Genomic DNA, 2,496 nt, shown 5'->3' on the forward strand with positions numbered 1-2,496 from the left:
GCGAGGAAGCCGCGTCGTCCTGTTCCGGTCATGAGCGCTTTCCCTTTCCCGCGGTTGCGTACAGGTCGCCGAGGTAGTAGTCCTCGGCCTTGCCCGGCTCCGGCAGGGTGCCCATCTCGCCGAAGAGCCCGGCGAGTTCGTCGAACCAGCCGGCGACGGTGCCGTCCTCGGTGAGCTTCGTCAGCTCCGCGGACGTCAGGATGTCGACGTGCTCGGTGGCGCCGACGAGCTGCTCGGGGGGCAGGTCGAGGAACCGGGCGGTGAGCTTCTCCGACTCCTCGGGGTGGGCCGCGATCCAGTCGCCCGCCGCCTTCAGCACCCCGGTGACCTCGCGGGCCAGTCCGGGGTCGTCCTCGGCGAACCCGGGCCGGGTCACGAAGACGTTGGGGAAGGTCTGGTCGGGGTGGAAGTCGGTCGTGGAGCTGACCTCCACCAGGTCCGGGACCTTCTCCTCGATGGTGTCGACGAGGGGGTACCAGATGGCGGCGGCGTCGACCTGGCCCGAGGAGAACGCCGTGACGACGGTGGAGGGGTCCATGCGGACCTTCTCGACGTCGTCCGGCTCCAGACCGGCTTCGCGCAGCGCGAGGTCGAGGATCATCTCGCCGGACGTGCCCTCGGGGACGGCCACCTTCCTGCCCCGGAGGTCGCCGGGTTCCGTGATGCCGGTGTCCGGCCGGGCGATGACGCGGTCGGCGTGGCCGAGCATGTTGACGGCGACGATGGACGCCCGGCCGGACGCCGGCATCCACAGCGCGCCGGGACCGAGGTAGCCGAAGTCGAGGTCGCCGCCTTCGAGCGCCTGCACCTGAAGCGGCCCGTTGGTGAACACCTTCAGCTCCGGCTCGATGCCGGCGGCGTCCCACAGGCCCTGCTCCTCGGCGACGGCCAGCGCGGCGGAGCCGCTGTAGTCGGCGATGTAGCCGAACCGCACGGACCGGTCCCCGCCGGCGGCGGCGGAGTCGTCGCCGCAGCCGCTCGCGGCGGGGAGCAGCACGAGGGCCAGCAGCAGGCCGGTCAGCCTCCGGCGCGGTGGGCGGGGTCGGTTCACGGCACGGCTCCTTCGGGTGCGGCGGGCTGGTGGTGGACGGCGCTCCACACCCGGGCGCGCAGTTCGGCGAAGCCCGGTGAGAGCCGGTGCTCCTCGGTGCGCGGGTAGGGCAGGTCCACGTCGATGACGCTGTGGATGCGGCCGGGGCGTGCGGCCATGACGACGACGCGGCCCGCGAGGTACACGGCCTCGTCGACGTCGTGGGTGATGAACATGACCGTCCGGCGGTCCCGGCTCCACGTGTCGAGCAGGGCGTCCTGCATCCGTACCCGGGTCAGGGAGTCGAGCGCGCCGAACGGCTCGTCCATGAGCAGGATCTTCGGGTCGACGGCGTACGCGCGGGCGATGGCGCAGCGCTGCTTCATGCCGCCGGACAGCGTCTTGGGCAGCGCGTCGGCGAAGTCGGTGAGGCCGACGAGGTCGATCACCGCGCGGGCCCGGCTGCGCCGCCGCGCCCTGGGCACGCCGGCGACCTTCAGCCCGTACTCGACGTTGGCGGCGACGGTCATCCAGGGGAACAGCGCGTACTGCTGGAAGATGACGCCGCGTTCGGGACCCGGCCCGCGGACGGGCTCGGTGTCGACGGTGACTTCGCCGCCGGTGGGTTCGAGCAGTCCCGCCGCGATGCCGAGCAGCGTGGACTTGCCGCAGCCCGAGGGGCCGACGACGGTGACGAACTCGCCGTCGGCGATGTCCAGACTCACCCGGTCCAGGGCCGTCAGGCCGCCGTTCTTCGTGGCGAAGTGGCGTGTCACCTCGCGGAAGCCGATGGTGGGCATGGCTATCTCCGTTCCTGCCACTGCGTCAGCCGTCGCTCGGCGGTCAGCAGCAGCCGGTCCATGGCGAGGCCGATGGTGCCGATGGCGACGAGCTGGACGAAGATCGTCGTGAGGTCGTTGTAGAGCTGCGCCTGCTGCATGCGGAAGCCCAGCCCGCCCTGGGCGGCGATCAGCTCCGCGGCCACCACCGTGGCCCACGAGGCGCCGAGGCCGACGCGCATGCCGACGAGGATGAACGGGGTCGAGGCCGGGACCACGACGCCGAGGAAGACCTGCCGGTCGCGGGCGCCGAGCACGCGGGCGGCGTTGACGAGGGTGGCGTCGACGGCGACGACGCCCTGGAAGGTCGAGACGACCGACGTCAGGAACGCCGCGAGGAAGATGACGAAGACCTTCGGCTTCTCGTCGATGCCCATCAGCACGATCGCCAGCGGGATGATCGCCAGCGGCGGCACCATGCGGAAGAACTGCAGCCAGGGCTCGACCAGCCGGCGCACCACCGGGTACCAGCCCAGCACGAAGCCGACGGGGACGGCGAGCGCGGTCCCGAGTACGAACCCGGTGAGCACCCGGCGCAGGCTCGCCCAGGCGTCTTCGGGGAGCGTCCCGTCCGCGAGGAGCGTGCCGGCGCGGCGGGCGACCGGCACCGGGCCGGGGAAGTCGTCG

At 72.2% G+C, this 2,496-nt stretch carries 3 protein-coding genes; all 3 read right to left on the reverse strand.

Going from position 1 to position 2,496, the window contains the following annotated elements; genetic code table 11:
* Window positions 1-28: 28 nt before the first annotated feature.
* Complete coding sequence (locus tag H5J30_RS26940; RefSeq protein ID WP_181789927.1) at window positions 29-1,051, reverse strand: aliphatic sulfonate ABC transporter substrate-binding protein; 1,023 nt, start codon at window positions 1,049-1,051, stop codon at window positions 29-31.
* Window positions 1,048-1,830, reverse strand: a complete 783-nt coding sequence (locus tag H5J30_RS26945) for an ABC transporter ATP-binding protein (RefSeq protein ID WP_181789928.1) — start codon at window positions 1,828-1,830, stop codon at window positions 1,048-1,050. Before H5J30_RS26945 ends, H5J30_RS26940 begins: the two co-directional genes overlap by 4 nt.
* Before the next feature lie 2 nt (window positions 1,831-1,832).
* Window positions 1,833-2,496 (reverse strand): ABC transporter permease (locus H5J30_RS26950; protein WP_181789929.1); only part of this gene is annotated, 664 nt, incomplete at its 5' end.

Source organism: Streptomyces phytophilus (assembly GCF_013870535.1).
In the GTDB taxonomy this organism is placed as follows: domain Bacteria; phylum Actinomycetota; class Actinomycetes; order Streptomycetales; family Streptomycetaceae; genus Streptomyces; species Streptomyces phytophilus.

Excerpts from the sequence above, each read along its gene's own strand:
- H5J30_RS26945 (WP_181789928.1), bottom strand. The coding sequence starts at position 1,830 with ATGCCCACCATCGGCTTCCGCGAGGTGACACGCCACTTCGCCACGAAG.